General features: G+C 71.5%; 17 protein-coding genes. 6 read left to right on the top strand and 11 right to left on the bottom strand.

Features of this window, described 5'->3' with window-relative positions:
- The first annotated feature begins 11 nt into the window (after positions 1-11).
- From ACWGKQ_RS18200 to ACWGKQ_RS18190, 3 genes are all read left to right on the top strand, one after another.
- Positions 12-1,037, top strand: a complete 1,026-nt coding sequence (locus ACWGKQ_RS18200; RefSeq protein ID WP_453292916.1) for a 6-phosphofructokinase — start codon at positions 12-14, stop codon at positions 1,035-1,037.
- 179 nt (positions 1,038-1,216) lie between these two features.
- Entirely contained in the window at positions 1,217-2,167 is a 951-nt protein-coding gene (locus ACWGKQ_RS18195; protein ID WP_453292915.1) for a cytochrome c oxidase assembly protein, read from the top strand.
- A 67-nt stretch (positions 2,168-2,234) separates the two neighbouring features.
- Entirely contained in the window at positions 2,235-2,414 is a 180-nt protein-coding gene (locus ACWGKQ_RS18190; RefSeq protein WP_453292914.1) for a hypothetical protein, read from the top strand.
- A 107-nt stretch (positions 2,415-2,521) separates the two neighbouring features.
- On the opposite strand, the gene ACWGKQ_RS18185 is transcribed toward ACWGKQ_RS18190, so the two are convergent.
- Genes ACWGKQ_RS18185 through ACWGKQ_RS18170 form a run of 4 tightly spaced genes read right to left on the bottom strand, consistent with a single transcriptional unit; the run spans position 2,522 to position 6,554 of the window.
- Positions 2,522-3,703 carry a sensor histidine kinase gene (locus ACWGKQ_RS18185; RefSeq protein ID WP_453292913.1) on the bottom strand — a complete coding sequence of 394 codons (1,182 nt, stop codon included), beginning with the start codon at positions 3,701-3,703 and terminating at the stop codon, positions 2,522-2,524.
- Complete coding sequence (locus tag ACWGKQ_RS18180) at positions 3,700-5,412, bottom strand: sodium/solute symporter (RefSeq protein WP_453292912.1); 1,713 nt, start codon at positions 5,410-5,412, stop codon at positions 3,700-3,702. The genes ACWGKQ_RS18185 and ACWGKQ_RS18180 overlap by 4 nt, the downstream gene beginning before the upstream one ends.
- Positions 5,413-5,443: 31 nt before the next feature.
- Positions 5,444-5,803, bottom strand: coding sequence for a hypothetical protein (locus ACWGKQ_RS18175; protein WP_403069609.1), 360 nt, complete (start codon positions 5,801-5,803; stop codon positions 5,444-5,446).
- Between the two features lies 1 nt (position 5,804).
- Positions 5,805-6,554, bottom strand: coding sequence for a LytR/AlgR family response regulator transcription factor (locus ACWGKQ_RS18170; RefSeq protein WP_453292911.1), 750 nt, complete (start codon positions 6,552-6,554; stop codon positions 5,805-5,807).
- 111 nt (positions 6,555-6,665) lie between these two features.
- Here ACWGKQ_RS18170 and ACWGKQ_RS18165 point away from each other — a divergent pair, with 111 nt between their 5' ends.
- The 3 genes from ACWGKQ_RS18165 to rocD all read left to right on the top strand — a co-directional run bounded on the left by ACWGKQ_RS18165 (position 6,666) and on the right by rocD (position 9,355).
- Positions 6,666-7,151 carry an Lrp/AsnC family transcriptional regulator gene (locus tag ACWGKQ_RS18165; RefSeq protein WP_403069612.1) on the top strand — a complete coding sequence of 162 codons (486 nt, stop codon included), beginning with the start codon at positions 6,666-6,668 and terminating at the stop codon, positions 7,149-7,151.
- A gap of 145 nt (positions 7,152-7,296) precedes the next feature.
- Positions 7,297-8,115, top strand: a complete 819-nt coding sequence (gene ddaH / locus ACWGKQ_RS18160) for a dimethylargininase (protein WP_453292910.1) — start codon at positions 7,297-7,299, stop codon at positions 8,113-8,115.
- Between the two features lie 19 nt (positions 8,116-8,134).
- Complete coding sequence (gene rocD / locus ACWGKQ_RS18155; protein WP_453292909.1) at positions 8,135-9,355, top strand: ornithine--oxo-acid transaminase; 1,221 nt, start codon at positions 8,135-8,137, stop codon at positions 9,353-9,355.
- 39 nt (positions 9,356-9,394) lie between these two features.
- Here the strand turns inward: rocD and ACWGKQ_RS18150 are convergent, their stop codons facing one another.
- From ACWGKQ_RS18150 to ACWGKQ_RS18120, 7 genes are all read right to left on the bottom strand, one after another.
- Positions 9,395-10,018, bottom strand: a complete 624-nt coding sequence (locus ACWGKQ_RS18150; protein ID WP_453292908.1) for a DUF305 domain-containing protein — start codon at positions 10,016-10,018, stop codon at positions 9,395-9,397.
- 83 nt (positions 10,019-10,101) lie between these two features.
- Positions 10,102-10,518 (bottom strand): DUF6153 family protein, encoded by a 417-nt coding sequence (locus tag ACWGKQ_RS18145; protein WP_453292907.1) that lies wholly within the window; start codon positions 10,516-10,518, stop codon positions 10,102-10,104.
- A gap of 90 nt (positions 10,519-10,608) precedes the next feature.
- Complete coding sequence (locus ACWGKQ_RS18140) at positions 10,609-10,998, bottom strand: VOC family protein (protein WP_453292906.1); 390 nt, start codon at positions 10,996-10,998, stop codon at positions 10,609-10,611.
- Position 10,999: 1 nt separating this feature from the next.
- A complete protein-coding gene (locus ACWGKQ_RS18135; RefSeq protein WP_453292905.1) occupies positions 11,000-11,830 on the bottom strand; it encodes a JmjC domain-containing protein in 831 nt (276 codons plus the stop codon).
- 31 nt (positions 11,831-11,861) lie between these two features.
- The gene (locus ACWGKQ_RS18130) at positions 11,862-12,995 is read right to left on the bottom strand and encodes a DegT/DnrJ/EryC1/StrS family aminotransferase (RefSeq protein ID WP_453292904.1); all 1,134 of its coding nucleotides are present in this window, start codon (positions 12,993-12,995) and stop codon (positions 11,862-11,864) included.
- Between the two features lie 24 nt (positions 12,996-13,019).
- The gene (locus ACWGKQ_RS18125; RefSeq protein WP_453292903.1) at positions 13,020-13,775 is read right to left on the bottom strand and encodes an SDR family NAD(P)-dependent oxidoreductase; all 756 of its coding nucleotides are present in this window, start codon (positions 13,773-13,775) and stop codon (positions 13,020-13,022) included.
- Positions 13,772-14,422 carry an O-methyltransferase gene (locus ACWGKQ_RS18120; RefSeq protein ID WP_453292902.1) on the bottom strand — a complete coding sequence of 217 codons (651 nt, stop codon included), beginning with the start codon at positions 14,420-14,422 and terminating at the stop codon, positions 13,772-13,774. Before ACWGKQ_RS18120 ends, ACWGKQ_RS18125 begins: the two co-directional genes overlap by 4 nt.
- Positions 14,423-14,434: the final 12 nt, after the last annotated feature.

Raw genomic sequence — 14,434 nt, 5'->3', positions numbered from 1 at the left:
TGTTTCGGGCTATGCGCATTGGTGTCCTCACGTCCGGCGGCGACTGCCCCGGCCTGAACGCCGTCATCCGGTCCGTCGTGCACCGCGCCGTGGCCGACCACGGCGACGAGGTCATCGGCTTCCGGGACGGCTGGAAGGGCCTCCTGGAGTGCGACTACCTCAAGCTCGACCTCGACGCCGTGGCCGGCATCCTGGCCCGCGGCGGCACCATCCTCGGATCGTCCCGGGTCCAGCCCTCGCATCTGCGGGACGGCGTGGAGCGGGCCAGGGGCCACGTCGCCGAGCTCGGGCTCGACGCGATCATCCCGATCGGCGGCGAGGGCACGCTGAAGGCGGCCCGGCTGATGTCCGACGCGGGCCTGCCGATCGTGGGCGTGCCCAAGACCATCGACAACGACATCGCGGTCACGGACGTGACCTTCGGCTTCGACACGGCCGTGGGGGTCGCGACCGAGGCGCTCGACCGGCTGAAGACCACCGCCGAGTCCCACCAGCGGGTGCTGGTCGTGGAGGTCATGGGGCGGCACACCGGCTGGATCGCGCTGCACTCCGGGATGGCGGCCGGCGCCCACGCCATCGTCGTACCGGAGCGGCCCTTCGACATCGAGGAGCTGGCCCGCCGGGTCGGCGAGCGGTTCGAGGCGGGCAAGCGGTTCGCGATCGTCGTCGCGGCTGAGGGGGCCAAGCCGAAGGCGGGCACGATGGCCTTCGACGAGGGCGGCAAGGACATCTACGGCCATGAGCGGTTCGCCGGGATCGCCCGGCAGCTGTCCATCGAGCTGGAGCAGCGGCTCGGCAAGGAGGCGCGACCGGTCATCCTCGGGCATGTGCAGCGGGGTGGCACGCCGACGGCGTACGACCGCGTCCTGGCGACCCGGTTCGGGTGGCATGCGGTGGAGGCCGTGCACCGGGAGGAGTTCGGTCACATGACCGCGCTGCGGGGCACGGACATCGTGATGGTGCCGCTGGCGGAGGCCGTGGAGACGTTGAAGACGGTGCCGACGGAGCGGTACGACGAGGCGGAGACCGTGCTTTAAGGGGCCTCGCCGTAGGAGGTTCTGATTCGTTGCCGGGTGCGGGAGCGCTGTGGCTGGTCGCGCAGTTCCCCGCGCCCCTGCGTGGGGTTTGCGGGCCCCGGTCACACGTGCGGTCGGAAGCGGTTCTAATCTGGGGTCGGCAGTAAACGTACAACCCCCCACGAATCAGGAGCCGCCGGATGGACCACAGCGGGCACGGCATGACCATGGATCTGCCGCCGTTCACGCTGGGGCGCGGACTGGAGTGGTCGGCGGATCCCTTCTTTCTCGTCGCGTGCCTCGCCGGGCTGGCGCTGTACGGGTGGGGTGTGGTGCGGCTGCGGCGGCGCGGGGACGCCTGGTCCGTGGGGCGGACGGTGTCGTTCGTCGTCGGGGTGCTGACCATCATGGCCGTGATGTGCACCAGGCTGAACGACTACGGGATGGTCATGTTCAGCGTGCACATGGTGCAGCACATGATCATCAGCATGCTGTCGCCCATCCTGATCCTGCTGGGTGCCCCGGCGACCCTGGCGCTGCGCGCACTGCCCGTCGCAGGCAAGGGGCGGAAGGGGCCGCGTGAGCTGCTGCTGGCCCTGCTGCACAGCCGGTACATGCGGATCGTCACGCATCCCGCCTTCACCATCCCGCTGTTCATCGCGAGCCTGTACGCGCTCTACTTCACCCCGCTCTTCGACTTCCTGATGGGCTCGAAGGCCGGGCACATCGCGATGATGGTGCACTTCCTCGCCGTCGGCGTCGTCTTCTTCTGGCCGATCATCGGCGTCGACCCGGGGCCGCACCGGCCGGGATATCTCATGCGCATGCTGGAGCTGTTCGCGGGCATGCCGTTCCACGCGTTCTTCGGCATCGCGTTGATGATGGCGTCGGAGCCGATGGTCGAGACGTTCAAGAATCCGCCGGCCTCGCTCGGCATCGACGCGCTCTCCGACCAGAACGCGGCCGGCGGCATCGCCTGGGCGTTCAGCGAGATCCCGTCCGTACTGGTGCTGATCGCCCTGCTGTTCCAGTGGTACGGCTCCGAGCAGCGCCAGGCCCGGCGCCACGACCGGGCCGCCGACCGGGACGGCGACAAGGAGCTCGAGGCGTACAACGCCTATCTGGCCTCGCTGAACGCACGCAAGGGCTGACAGGGTCCCCGCAAGAGGCAGAACCGGGGCACCATGGAGGGAGTCGGACCATGAGGAGGGTGTCACGATGCCCGGTTCTGCGAACGGCTCGAACGGTGCCACCAAGGCGATGGGGGTGCTCACCGTAGGCGGACTCGTCGTAGTGACGGCCTACACGGTGGCACTCGGCAGCAACGGCTGGCTCTGGTTCGGGTGGGTGGTACTGGGCCTGCTGACACTGGCGATGGTGGTGACCCAGAGCGACTGAAGCGCCCCCGAAGGGGCGCGGGGCTGTATTGAATGTGCGGCCACCGCCGCGTGGGCGCGACCAGCCCCCACGGCGCCGCAGCCGAACGACGGCACACCGCGGAGCGCCTAGTGCACCCCGGGCTGGTACTTGGGCAGCCTGGCGGTGATCTTCATGCCCGCACCCAGTGCCGTCTCGATGACGAGGCCATGGTCGTCGCCGTAGACCTGGCGGAGCCGGTCGTCGACGTTGGACAGGCCGATGCCGCCGGAGGGGCTGGTCTCGCCGGCGAGGATGCGGCGCAGCAGGACCGGGTCCATACCGGCGCCGTCGTCCTCGATGACGACCAGGGCCTCGGCGCCCTCGTCCTGGGCGGTGATCTGGATGTGGCAGGTGCCGGTCTTGCCCTCCAGGCCGTGCTTGACGGCGTTCTCGACCAGGGGCTGGAGGCAGAGGAAGGGGAGGGTGACCGGGAGCACCTCGGGGGCGATCTGGAGGGTCACCGTGAGGCGGTCGCCGAAGCGGGCCCGGACCAGTGCCAGGTAGTGGTCGATGGCGTGGAGCTCGTCGGCGAGGGTGGTGAAGTCACCGTGCCTGCGGAACGAGTAGCGGGTGAAGTCGGCGAACTCCAGCAGGAGCTCTCGGGCCCGCTCGGGGTCGGTGCGGACGAACGAGGCGATCACCGCGAGCGAGTTGAAGATGAAGTGCGGGGAGATCTGGGCGCGCAGGGCGCGGATCTCGGCCTCGATGAGGCGGGTCCGGGAGCGGTCCAGGTCGGCCAGCTCCAGCTGGACGCTGACCCAGCGGGCGACCTCGCCGGCCGCCCGGACCAGGACGGCGGACTCGCGCGGGGCGCAGGCGACCAGGGTGCCGTGGACGCGGTCGTCGACGGTGAGCGGGGTGATCACGGCCCAGCGGACCGGGCAGTCGGGGGTCTCGCAGTGCAGCCGGAAGGCCTCGCCGCGGCCGGACTCCAGCGGTCCGGCGAGCCGTTCCATGAGCTCGGCGCGGTGGTGGTCGCCGACGCCGTCCCAGACCAGCAGGTTCTCGTGGTCGGTGAGGCAGAGGGCGTCGGTGCCGAGCAGGGTGCGCAGCCGGCGGGCGGAGCGGCGGGCGGTCTCCTCGGTGAGGCCCGCGCGCAGCGGGGGTGCGGCGAGGGAGGCGGTGTGCAGGGTCTCGAAGGTGGCGTGCTCGACCGGGGTGCCGAGGCCGCCGAGGCTCTCGGGGCGTGCGGTGCGGCGGCCGAGCCAGAAGCCGGCGGCGAGGAGCGGGAGTACGGCCACGCAGAGACCGGCCAGGAAGCCGGTCACGCCTTCACCTCCGCGCGCAGTTGTTCCGGCAGATGGAAGCGGGCCAGGATCGCGGCCGTGCCGGGCGGTACCCGGCCCGGGGTGGCCAGCGAGACCAGGATCATGGTGAGGAAGCCCAGCGGGACCGACCAGAGCGCCGGCCAGGCGAGCAGGGCGTGCAGGTCACCGGTGCCGGGCAGGTCGGCCATCGTCGCGGCCACCGCGCAGAACGCCGAGCCGCCCCCGGCCAGCATCCCGGCGGCCGCACCGGGCGGGGTCAGCCGGCGCCACCAGATGCCGAGGACCAGTAACGGACAGAAGGAGGAGGCGGAGACCGCGAAGGCCAGTCCGACGGCGTCGGCGACCGGGAGGCCGCCCACCAGCACGCTCGCGGCGAGCGGTACGGCCATGGCGAGGACCGTCCCCAGTCTGAAGTGCCGTACGCCGCGCGCCGGGAGGACGTCCTGGGTGAGGACGCCGGCGACCGCCATGGTGAGGCCGGAGGCGGTGGAGAGGAACGCGGCGAACGCGCCGCCCGCCACCAGCGCGCCGAGCAGGTCGCCGCCGAGGCCGCCGACGACCCGGTCGGGCAGCAGCAGGACGGCGGCGTCCGTCTCGCCGGTGAGGGTGAGTTCGGGGGTGTAGAGGCGGCCGAGGGCGCCGTAGACGGGCGGCAGGAGATAGAAGAGGCCGATCAGGGCCAGCACGGCGACCGTGGTGCGGCGGGCGGCCACCCCGTGCGGGCTGGTGTAGAAGCGGACGACGACGTGCGGCAGGCCCATGGTGCCGAGGAAGGTGGCGAGGATCAGTCCGTACGTGGCGTACAGCGGGCGTTCCTCGCGGCTCTCGGCGAGCGAGGTGGACATGCCGCCGTTGGTGCCCCGGTCGGTGGCGGGGACGCGGGTGCCCTTGGCGAAGGTCAGGCGGGTGCCGGCGGCGATGCGGTGGGTGCCCTCGGGGAGGGTGAGCCGGGTGTCCTCGTGCGGGTGGCCGTCGACCGTGCCGGTGACGGTGACCGTGAGCGGGCGGTCGAGCCGGAGGGAGAGCGTGTCCTTGACGTCCACTGCGCGCTGCGTGCGGAAGGCGGCCGGTTCGTCGAAGGCGTGGACGGGGGCGCCGGCGCGCTGCCAGGCGAGGACCAGGAAGAGGGCGGGGACGAGCAGGGCGGTGAGTTTCAGCCAGTACTGGAAGGCCTGTACGAAGGTGATGCTGCGCATGCCGCCGGCGGCCACGGTGGCCACCACGACCACGGCGACGATGAGCCCGCCGAGTGCGTCGGGGGCGCCGGTGAGGACCGACAACGTCAGCCCGGCGCCCTGGAGTTGGGGCAGCAGGTAGAGCCATCCGACGCCGACGACGAACGCCCCGGCCAGCCGTCGTACCGGCTGCGAGGCGAGCCGGGCCTCGGCGAAGTCGGGGAGGGTGTAGGCGCCGGAGCGGCGCAGCGGGGCGGCGACGAAGAGCAGGAGCACGAGGTAGCCGGCGGTGTAGCCGACCGGGTACCAGAGCATGTCGGGGCCCTGCACGAGGACCAGCCCGGCGATGCCCAGGAAGGAGGCGGCGGAGAGGTACTCGCCGCTGATCGCGGCCGCGTTGAGGCGGGGGCCGACGGTGCGGGAGGCGACGTAGAAGTCGGAGGTGGTCCGGGAGATGCGCAGGCCGAAGGCGCCGACGAGGACGGTCGCGACGACGACGAGGGCGACCGCCGGGACGGCATAGCTGGAGTTCATCTGGCCTCGTCGGGGCTGGGGTTCATCGGTCCTATCGGTCCTCGACGAGGCGGACGAAGTCCTCCTCGTTGCGTTCGGCGCGGCGCACGTACCAGCGGGCGAGCAGGATCAGCGGGGCGTACAGGCAGAAGCCGAGCACCAGCCACTCCAGGCGGCGCGCCTCGGGGGCGGCGGCGAAGACCAGCGGGAGCGGGCCGACGAGCAGCACCAGGACGGCGAACACGACGAGGGCGACGCGCAGTTGGCTGCGCATCAGGGAGCGGACGTAGGTGTGGCCGAGGGTGGTCTGCTCGTCGATCTCGGTGCGCGGCCGGTAGTAGCCGGAGGTACGGCGGCTGCGGCGGGGCGGGCCGGTGACGGTGACCCGGCGCTCGGCGGGGTCCGCGGGCACGTCAGGCCCTCCTCATCAGCAGGTCCCGCAGCTCGCGGGCGTGGCGCCGGCTGACCTGGAGCTCCTCGGCACCCACCAGGACGCTCACCGTGCCCGCGTCCAGGCGGAGTTCGCCGATGTGACGGAGGGCGACGAGGTGGCGGCGGTGGATGCGGACGAAGCCGCGGGAGCGCCAGCGGTCCTCCAGGGTGGACAGCGGGATGCGGACCAGGTGGCTGCCACGGTCGGTGTGCAGGCGGGCGTAGTCGCCCTGGGCCTCGACGTGGGTGATGTCGTCCACCGCCACGAACCGTGTCACACCGCCGAGTTCGACGGGTATGTGGTCGGGGTCGGGTTCGTGCACGGGTATCCGGGGTGCGGTGCCGCGCAGTTCGGCGGTCCGGCGCACCGCCTCCGCGAGGCGTTCCTTGCGGACCGGTTTCAGGACGTAGTCGACGGCCTTGAGGTCGAAGGCCCGTACCGCGAAGTCCTCGTGGGCGGTGACGAAGACGACCAGCGGGGGCCGGGCGAAGCCGGTGAGCAGCCGGGCCAGGTCCAGGCCGTCCAGGCCGGGCATCTGGACGTCGAGGAAGACGACGTCGATGGCCTCGGGGCCCTGCGGTCCGGACTCCAGGGCCCGGGTGATGCGGCGCAGCGCCTCGGTGGCGTCCCCGGCGCCCTCGACGCTTCCGATGCGCGGATCGGCGTTCAGCAGATAGAGCAGTTCCTCCAGCGAGGGGCGTTCGTCGTCGACGGCGAGGGCGCGCAGCATGAACGGAGTGTAGGCGGCGGAACGCGGCGCTGGACATGTACCGGACGTGGACGTTCACGCCGGATGAAGTGGTGTACCCGAAGTGTCTTCGGCCGTGGTTACAGTGCGGGCATGAACAGCGGCACCGCCTCCTTCGACGATCTCGACCGGAAGATCACCACCGCGTTGATGGCGAACGCGCGGACCAGTTTCGCCGAGATCGGGGCGGCCGTCGGGCTCTCCGCGACGGCCGTGAAGCGGCGGGTCGACCGGCTGCGCGAGACCGGTGTGATCACCGGGTTCACGGCCACCGTCACACCGGCGGCCCTCGGCTGGCGCACGGAGGCGTACGTCGAGGTCTACTGCGAGGGCGCGGCCCCGCCCCGGCGGCTCGCGGAGGTGGTCCGCAACCATCCGGAGATCACCGCGGCGATGACGGTGACCGGTGGCGCGGACGCGCTGCTGCATGTGCGGGCCCGGGACGTGGGCCACTTCGAGGAGGTGCTGGAGCGGATCCGGGTGGAGCCCTTCATCCGGAAGACGATCAGCGTGATGGTGCTGTCGCATCTGCTTCCGGAGAGCCCGGAGGCCGGTGCCACGCACCCCGTACCGGAGTAAACGCACCGATGCTGCGTTTGTATGACCGGAGACGCAGTGTTCCTGCGTAGACGCGCAACATTCATTTCTTGTCGCGCATATCCGACGCTTTCTACCTTGGTGTCAACCCTCAGTCGACACCGCGGGAAAGCGGAGGAACCCCTCTGTGTCCGAAAGCCGTGTGCAGCGCCCCCGGCGCTTTCTTGTCTGCGAACCCAGACATTTCGCCGTGCAGTACGCGATCAATCCCTGGATGAACCCCGACACCAGGGTCGACGTCGACCTGGCCCAGGAGCAGTGGACCGCGCTGATCAGCGCCTACCGCACCCATGGCCACAGCGTCGACCGGCTGGAGCCGGTGCCCGGCCTGCCCGACATGGTGTTCGCCGCGAACTCGGCGGTCGTCGTCGGCGGCCGCGTCTTCGGCTCGCTCTTCCATTCGCCCGAGCGGCGTCCCGAGTCCTCGCACTACGACCTCTGGTTCAAGACCGCGGGCTATGAGGTGCACCGCCCCGGCTCGGTGGTCGAGGGCGAGGGCGACCTGGTCTGGACGGGCCGGTACCTGCTGGCCGGCACCGGCTTCCGCACCAGCCGCGAGGCGCACCGGGAGGCCCAGGAGTTCTTCGGCCACCCGGTGATCAGCCTGACCCTGGTGGACCCGTACTTCTACCACCTGGACACGGCGCTCTTCGTCCTGGACGGCGGGCACGACGGAAATATCGTGTACTACCCCGAGGCCTTCTCCTCCGGGAGCCGCGAGGTGCTGCGCCGGCTGTTCCCGGACGCGGTGCTCGCCACCCGCGACGACGCCATGGCATGGGGCCTGAACTCGGTCTCCGACGGCCGCCACGTCTTCATCGCGCCACAGGCCGAGGCGCTCGCCGCCCGGCTCGCCGACCAGGGTTACGAGCCCGTCCCCGTCGACCTGTCGGAGTTCCACAAGGCAGGCGGCGGCATCAAGTGCTGCACCCAGGAAATCCGCTGAGGACCAGGAGATCCCTCTGATGACCGCACCCGCACGCGCACGTACCTCCGCCGAGCTGATCGAGGCGGAGGGCCCGGTCCTCGCGCACAACTACCACCCGCTGCCCGTCGTCGTCGCCCGCGCCGAGGGCACCTGGGTGGAGGACGTCGAGGGGCGCCGCTACCTCGACCTGCTGGCCGGCTACTCGGCCCTCAACTTCGGCCACCGCCACCCCGCGCTGATCGAGGCCGCGCACCGCCAGCTGGACCGCCTCACCCTCACCTCGCGCGCCTTCCACAACGACAGGCTCGCCGAATTCGCCGAGCGGCTGGCCGAGTTGACCGGCCTGGACATGGTGCTGCCGATGAACACCGGCGCCGAGGCGGTCGAGTCCGGCATCAAGGTGGCCCGCAAATGGGCGTACGACGTGAAGGGCGTCCCGGCCGACCGGGCCACGATCGTCGTCGCGGCGGACAACTTCCACGGCCGTACGACCACGATCGTCAGCTTCTCCACGGACGAGACGGCACGGGCGGGCTTCGGCCCGTTCACGCCGGGCTTCCGGATCGTGCCGTACAACGACCTGGCCGCGCTGGAGGCGGCGGTCGACGAGACCACGGCGGCGGTGCTGATCGAGCCCATCCAGGGCGAGGCCGGGGTGCTGATCCCCGACGACGGCTATCTGACCGGGGTCCGGGAGCTGACCCGCCGCAAGAACTGCCTCTTCATCGCCGACGAGATCCAGTCCGGCCTCGGCCGCACCGGCCGCACCCTCGCCGTCGACCACGAGGACGTCGTCCCGGACGTGCTGCTGCTCGGCAAGGCGCTGGGCGGCGGGATCGTGCCGGTGTCCGCGGTGGTGGCCCGCCGGGAGGTGCTGGGAGTGCTGCACCCCGGCGAGCACGGCTCGACGTTCGGCGGCAACCCGCTCGCGGCGGCGGTCGGCACGGCGGTGGTCGAGCTGCTGGAGAGCGGCGACTTCCAGCGCCGGGCCGCCGAGCTGGGCGTGGTCCTGCGGGACGGCCTGACCGAGCTGGTCGGCAGCGGTGTGGTCGGCTTCCGCTCGCGCGGGCTGTGGGCGGGCGTCGACGTGGACCCGGCGATCGGCACCGGGCGGGAGGTCGGCGAACGGCTGCTGCGCGAGGGCGTCCTGGTCAAGGACACCCACGGCTCCACGATCCGGCTGGCCCCGCCGCTGACCATCACGGCGGAGGAGCTGCGGTCCGCGCTGGGGGCGTTGGAGAAGGTGCTGGCAGCCTGAAACCCGGGGTGGCCACTCGCGTGGCCACCCCGGTCCCGCTCAGCCCTTGCCGAGGAGCTTGTTCATCTCCTTGATCTCGGCGTTCTGGGCGGTGACGATGCCGGCGGCCAGGCTCGTGGCGGGGCCGTAGTCGCCCCCTGCCTTCTCGGTGCCGGCCATCTCCACGGCGCCCTGGTGGTGCTGGACCATCATGGTCAGGAACATCGTGTCGAAGTCCGTCCCCTTGGCCTGCTTCAGCATGGTCATGTCCTTGTCGGACATCATCCCGGCCATGCCGGCGTGACCGCTGTGGTCCATGCCCGCCATGGGCACGTCCTCGCCCCAGGCCTTCAGCCAGCCGGTCATGGTCCTGATCTCCGGGTCCTGGGCCTTCTCGATCCGGGCGGCCAGGTCCTTCACCCGGGCGGAGGAGGCGCGGCCGGCGGCGAGGCCGGCCATCTCCACGGCCTGCTGGTGGTGCGGGATCATGCTCTGCGCGAAGGACACGTCCTGCGCGTTGTGCGCAGCGGCGGTGGCGGAGGCGGTCGCGCCGGCCGCCGCCGAGTGCGACGCGTGTGCGGTGCCGGCGCTGTCGTCGCCGCTGCCGCACGCGGTGAGGGCCAGGGCGGCGGTCGCGGTCAGTGCGACGAGGACGGCACGGGTACGGGTACGCGTGGTGGTCATGCTGGATCTCCTGCTCATGGGTGTGATCGGGCACGCGGGAGCACGACCGCCGCGCTGTCCGCGCGCGGCCGGCTCGGGTGCCTCTAGATCCGCAGGAGCTGGAGTTCGGCCAGGTCGGGGGGCGCACGGGCGCCGTCCGGTGCCGTGACCGGGCGGGAGGGGGCCAGACAGGCGGCCGCGAGGACGGGGACCGGGTCCGGGACCAGGGCGGGCAGCGCCGGTCCGCCGCTCACCGCACCGGAGGCGCAGGTCGCGTCGGCGTGGTGCGCGTGGTCGCCGCCGCAGTGGCCGTCGTCGCCGGAGCAGCCGTCGTACGCGGTGGCCATGACGGTCGCGACGTCTGCGTGGGAGACCGCCCGCTCGTGCCCGCCGTGCATGCCCATGACGCCGCCGGGTGCCAGCGCGTGCATGCCGAACAGCCCGGCCAGCAGCCCCAGCACGAGCAGGGCGCGCCACCGCCGGTACGGCGGTCGCGGGGCGGGCTGCTCGGTGGGGCGCATCGGGGCCATCCTATGCATGCCCTGAGAGCCGGCCGGCACAGGCATGCCCCGTACGGCCGCCGCGAATTCGGCGGCCGGTGACCGGAGACGTCATTCCCACCGCTGCGCGTTGCTGTCGTCGAGATTGCCCGGAGGGTGCGGGATGACGCAGAAGAGCAGGCCCGCCGGATCGCGCATGACCCACCAGGAGTGGACGCTGCGCACCCGTGTCGCCCCCAGCCGTTCCAGCCGCGCAACCTCGGCCGCCACGTCGTCGGTGTGGATGTCGAGATGGACCCGGGGGCCGCTCTCCTGCGAGTCGAGGCGCTGGAAGTACAGCCACATCCGGGGGCTGCGCAGCGACGCGCCCAGGTATTCGGGAGAGTCCGGGACCACCGCCGCGGGTGCCCCGGCGGCGGCTCCCCAGAAGGCCGCGGTGCGGTCGTGGTCGGCCGCGGGCACATCGATGACCACCTTGCAGATCCTGCTGTAGTGCGCCATGTCAGACGAACTGCCGCATCAGGTGCTCCGACTGCAGCCGCAGCGTCGCGTCCAGGAGGTCCCCGGTCGTCAGGCGCTCCAGGAGCAGCCGGGTCGCCCGTCGAAGGGCCTCCTCGGCCTCGGCGCGGGCCGTGTCGGACATGCGGGCGTGGAACGCGGGAACCACCTGGTGCCCGACGGCACGGCTCTTCGCGACCTGGGCGAGGAACGGCAGTACCGCGGACTGCAGCGACACCGCCGGGCAGACCAGGGAGAGACTCAGGGACTCCGCCCGGGACACCCCGGAGTGCAGCCAGAGCACCGGGATGTACAGCAGGTCTCCCGGGCGCACCTGGAAGGTCAGCACCTCCGCGTCCGGCAGGGCGTGGCTTCCGACGCCCGGGACGTCCATCATGCGCCGCGCCCGGGTCTCCGCCCGGATGTGGTGCGGCGCGGCGAGCGACCACTCCTTGGTACCGGTCTGCTGGAGAACGAAGTTGTCGCTGTGGTCGAAGTGGGCACCGATCCCGTCCGCGCCGTAGGTGCGCACGGTGTCGAACCAGGCCCGCGGCGCACCGAAGACGCGGGCGAAGTCCTCGGCGCGCCCGGCCAGATCGGCGTCGTGGGCCGAGACCTGTTCGATGAACGTGACCTCGTCCGGGCGTTCGGTCACCGCGCCGGTCCCCTGTGCCAGAGCCAGGGTGCGGGCGGCGGCGAACTCGTCCGGGGACCAGGAGCGTCCGAGGAAGCCCTCGGCACCGCCCCGGACGAAAAGCGGCTTCTTCCTCCAGAAGACCTCGAAGAACTCGTCGAAGTCGAATGCGCTCCGCTCACATTCCATGATCTGCGTCAATTCGCCTGGCTCCCTTTCGTGTCGTGCCGGATCAGTAGCGGCGCTTCAACAGCGCGCAGACGTAGTCCTGTTGACTGGCCGTCAGGCGGGGGTGGCAGGGCAGTGACAGGGCGTGCTCCGTGTACCGCTGCGCCGCCGGCCACCGGCCCGGCGCCCGCACGTGAGCGGCCATCGCCGGGTGGCGCGGGGCGAGTTGTCCGTAGAAGACCCGGGCGTCCACGCCGTTCTTCCGCAGGTATGCCAGGGTCTCGTCCCGGTGTTCAGGTCCGCCCGGCACGGTGACCGTGTACTGGTGGAACGCGTGCGTCCGGCCGACCGGGACCGCGGGGGTCCGGATGACGGTGTCCTTGAGCAGCTCGTCGTACCGGGCGGCGACGGCGATGCGCCGGGCGATGTCCTCGCGCAGTGTGCGCATCTTCACCGACAGGACGGCGGCCTGGACGCAGTCGAGGCGGGAGTTGATGCCCCCTTCCTCGACGGCGACGTACCCGTCGGGTTCGAAGCCGTGTTCCCGGAGCCTGCCGATCCGGGCGTGCAGCGCCGGGTCGCGGGTGACGACGGCGCCGCCGTCCCCGTAGCAGCCGAGGTTCTTGGTCGGGAAGAAGGAGAACACCGCCGCGTCGCCGAAGGAACCCGCCGGCCTGCCCCAGTACGCCGCGCCGACGGCCTGGGCGGCGTCCTCGACGACCGCCGCTCCCGCGCGCCGGGCGTCTTCCAGCAGCGGATCCATGTCCGCCGTCAGTCCGAACAGGTGGACCGGCACGATCGCCTTCGTCCGCTCCGTGTACGCGGCCGACGCCGCGGACGCGTCGAGGGCGAACGTGTCGGGGTCGATGTCGGCGAACACCGGCGTCGCCCCGGTGCGCACGATCGCGGATACGGTCGCCACGAAGGTGACCGGCGAGGTGATCACCTCGTCACCACGGCCGATGCCCAGCGCGGTGAGTGCCATGAACAGGGCGTCCGTGCAGGTGCCGACGCCGAGTGCGTAGGGCGTTTCGCAGAAGGCGGCGAAGTCGCGTTCGAACTCCTGGACCGCCGGGCCGAGAATGAGCCGGCCGTCCGCGATCACCCGTGAGATCGCCGTGTCCAGCTCGTGCTTCAGTTCCGCGTACTGCTGCTGCACGTCGTTGCCCAGGACGATCTGCCGGGACGGGTCGATCATGTGGTCGTCTCCCTCTCTGCCAGGTCAGACCAGCGATCCTGACGAGCCGCCGTCCAGCTTGCAGAGCATGCCGTTGGCCGTCGGGCCCAGCTCGGCGATGTACCGGACGCTGCGGAAGCAGGACGCGTAGTCGATGAATTCGTCGATCACCAGGTTCGGGTTCGATCTGCGCAGGAAGAGCCGTACGACGTCGGACGCGGGCAGTTTCCGGCGTCCGGCGATCGTCTCGGCCTCCGCGAGTTTGGCGCGGTCGGCCAGCGGACCGAGCAGCAGCGTCGCCACGGCCGCCTCCGCGGAACGGCATCCGGCGGCGAGACCGGCCGTGAGCACGCGCAGCGCCGCTTTGCTGGAGGCGTAGACCGCCGAGTGGTCGTCGGCGCTGTAGATGGATTCGGAGTTGACGACGACGTAGGTGCAGAACCGGTCCGCGGGTTTGCGTGCCAGCAGGTTCAGGGTGAGCAGGTACGGGGTGAAGGCGTTGACGCGGAACACCTCCTCCAGGTCGGGCAGCGCGGGTCCGGACGGCCGGGCGGGCGGATAGGCCACGGCGCAGTGCACGACGAGGTCCAGGGCGGGATCGAGCCGCTCGGACAGCGCGGCGGGAGCCCGGGGATCGGAGAGGTCCGCCTGGAGGTAGGTGAGGTTCGGTAAGGCCGGGACACGTTCCCGGGGACAGCGGCCGACGCCGGTCACGTCCCAGTCCTCGGCCGCCAGGCTCGCGGCGAGGTACTGGCCGAGTCCCTTGCAGGCGCCGGTGACCAGCGCACGCCGGTCGGTCATCGGCGTTCCTTCCGGCTGATCAGCAGGCCGTTCTCGGTACCCGCGAAGGCCGAGAAGAGCCGCGGGCTGCGGCCGACGGCACGGGTGTAGGCGGTCAGGGCGGCGACCTCGCGGGCGTCCGTGGCCTCGTCCGGGGATTCGGCGCCGTAGTCGCCGAGGGCGAGGACGTCGTCGGCGACGAGCAGGCCGCCGGGCTCGAGGAGCGGGAAGCCATGGGCCAGATAGCGCGGGTAGGACCTCTTGTCGGCGTCGATGAAGAGCATGCCGACGCTGTCCCGTGCCACCGTGGCGAGATGGTCGACGGCGTCGCCCACGACGATGGTCACGCGGTCCGCCACGCCGGCCAGTTCGAAGTTCTCCGCGGCGATGCGTGCCGCCCCGGGATCCACCTCCAGGGTGGTGACGCTGCCGCCGGGCGGGAGACCGCGGGCGATGTGCACGGTGGAGTATCCGAACAGGGTGCCGATCTCGATGACATGGCGCGGCCGGTGCAGCTCGGTCAGCAGTTGCAGCAGCCGACCGGTGTTGTCGTCGATCTGGATCGTGGGCAGCCCGGCGGCCTCCAGCGAGCGGTGCAGGATGTCGTTCAGGACCGGGTCCCTGGGCCCGAGCAGCGCCCGGGTGAAGCCGTTCGACAACGTGATCATGTGTCTGGTCCC

The sequence above is a fragment of the Streptomyces sp. NPDC054770 genome, from assembly GCF_053611985.1.
Note: the sequence above shows the minus strand (reverse complement) of the source record. Positions and strands in the feature narration are given on the sequence as shown.